This is a genomic window from Bavariicoccus seileri WCC 4188 (genome assembly GCF_000421665.1).
Taxonomy (GTDB): Bacteria; Bacillota; Bacilli; order Lactobacillales; family Aerococcaceae; genus Bavariicoccus; species Bavariicoccus seileri.
Genome location: NZ_ATXL01000096.1, coordinates 1 through 2192 on the forward strand (window position 1 = coordinate 1; position 2192 = coordinate 2192).

The 2192-nt window shown below is 38.1% G+C and carries 2 protein-coding genes; both read left to right on the forward strand.

Translation table 11 applies throughout. The annotated features are described in order from the left end of the window. The first annotated feature begins 308 nt into the window (after positions 1 to 308). The gene (locus tag H541_RS0110885; protein ID WP_022797302.1) at positions 309 to 1760 is read left to right on the forward strand and encodes a sugar transferase; all 1452 of its coding nucleotides are present in this window, start codon (positions 309 to 311) and stop codon (positions 1758 to 1760) included. Positions 1761 to 2016: 256 nt separating this feature from the next. Beyond that, positions 2017 to 2192: helix-turn-helix domain-containing protein (locus H541_RS13690; protein ID WP_156831908.1), on the forward strand; the 176-nt coding region annotated here is incomplete at its 3' end.

Here is a 2192-nt window from a genome sequence, read left to right on the forward strand (position 1 = left end):
GTCTTCGAGCGCCTACGGCGATCCAGTCAATGGATTTAAATCAGTCATCACGTTAATTTTTTGAATCAATCGTCTACAAGGGAGAAGTATGCCTTCAAACAAACAAGAGAATCGTAAGAAGGTTCATTTAGTTAAAATCTACTTCGAGAACGCACTATTTTGTAGAAAAATTCCCAATTTTTCCAAGAACGATTAATTTATTCAAGAAACCAGCTTAAATTATAGAGCTATGAATTATTCAGGTTCTATGGTAATTCCTTAAAATAATATTATGAATTTTGATTTTATTTCAGAACGGAGATTAAGTCATGTATCAAAAGGCAGCAAAGGGTTGGTTAAAGCACTGGGACTTTATGTTATTAGATGTCCTCGCCTTGCAATTCGCTTTTGTGATCGCTTATTTCATCAGAGTGGGTCTTGCTTTTCCTTATTATGAAGGGCGATTCTCAAGGTTGGCATTGATTTTATTGTTTATCCAGATTGCCATTTTCTTCTTTAATGACACTTTTAAGGGTGTGCTGAGAAGAGGCTATTATTATGAGTTTACTAATACCGTAAAAACAGTCTTTATGGTGTTTGCGATGACCTCGATATTCTTGTTCGTGACCCAAGAGGGGATCAATTATTCCAGGCTGTTGGTTTTCTATACGTGTGTGATTTACTTCTTTATGAGTTTAGGGGTGAGGTATTTCCTCAAGGCTTTTCTTAAGAAACACCCAAGCTCTCGTTGGACGAGAAAGACTTTGTTCATTATAACTACCCCAGAGAGTGTCGAGAAATTATTTGAGGATGGCCTCAAATCATTATCTATGAGACAGTATCGATTAGTTGGTGTCGGAACGACGAATGTACCTGCTGTTAAAGCAAAGCTCAAGAAAGATTGGCCAGTGGTCACTCTAGATGAGGCGGTGGATTTCGTTAACCATAATTGGGTCGATGAAGTTTTTATCGACCTTCCCGAAAACAATCAGTATGTCAATGATTTGATGGATTGTTTCATCGATATGGGTGTTACGGTTCACTTCAAGTTGGCTAAAGTGTTGAGTCAAAAGGGAAAGAAACAAACTGTTGAAAAAGTTTTAGATTACACTGTACTGACAACTTCTATGAATATTATTGGCGAGAAGCAGTTGTTGTATAAAAGAACAATGGATATTGTCGGCGGACTCGTTGGTGTGTTGATAACGGTAGTAGCCACTATCTTCGTTGCACCATTAATTTATATCCAATCGCCTGGTCCGATTTTCTTCTCTCAAGAACGGGTGGGGCGGAATGGTAAGCCATTCAAGATGTATAAGCTTCGCAGTATGTACATGGATGCTGAGAAACGTAAGAAACAGTTGATGGCTAAAAATCGGATTAAAGACGGTTTGATGTTCAAGATGGAAGACGACCCCAGAATCATCGGCAGTGGCAAGGATGGTAAGGGTAAAGGCATTGGACACTTTATCCGGAAAACATCGATTGATGAATTACCACAGTTTTTTAATGTTTTGAAAGGCGAAATGAGTTTGGTTGGAACGAGACCACCTACGATGGATGAGTGGAAGCTTTATGACCAACATCATCGGGCTCGGTTGTCGACGAAGCCTGGGATTACAGGTATTTGGCAAGTGAGTGGTCGGAGTAATATTACTGATTTTGAAAAAGTCGTTCAAATGGATACAGATTATATTAAGAATTGGACGATTGGGACAGATATAAGAATTATCTTCCAAACGATTGGCGTTATCTTTAAAAGCGACGAAGGTGCGATGTAGTATTTTTGCATTGGGTTATTGTTACGACCTATTAGCTATTAGGTAAAAATCAGACTATAAACTTAAACAAGAGTGTGACGGAGTTGTGATGGTCACACTTTTTTTGTGCTTTCATACATTATGTTAGAGATAAGTAAGCCAGTTTGAATCAGCCATCGCTGTAAGGTTACAATACATGTGTTACATGAAAATAAAAAAATAGAGGAAGCTTCTGCTATACTGTAATTACCACACCACAGAAAGGAAAGCTTCCCCTATGAAGAATATTATAACAGAAGAAATGCGATACAGAAAGAAAGTCGTTGATTATGCGGTTAAACATGATAATAATGCCAAGGCTGCACGCAAATATCACACAAATCGGATGCAAGTCAAACGTTGGAGAGACAACTATGATGGGACATGGGATAGTTTAAGAAATAAGAGTACAAA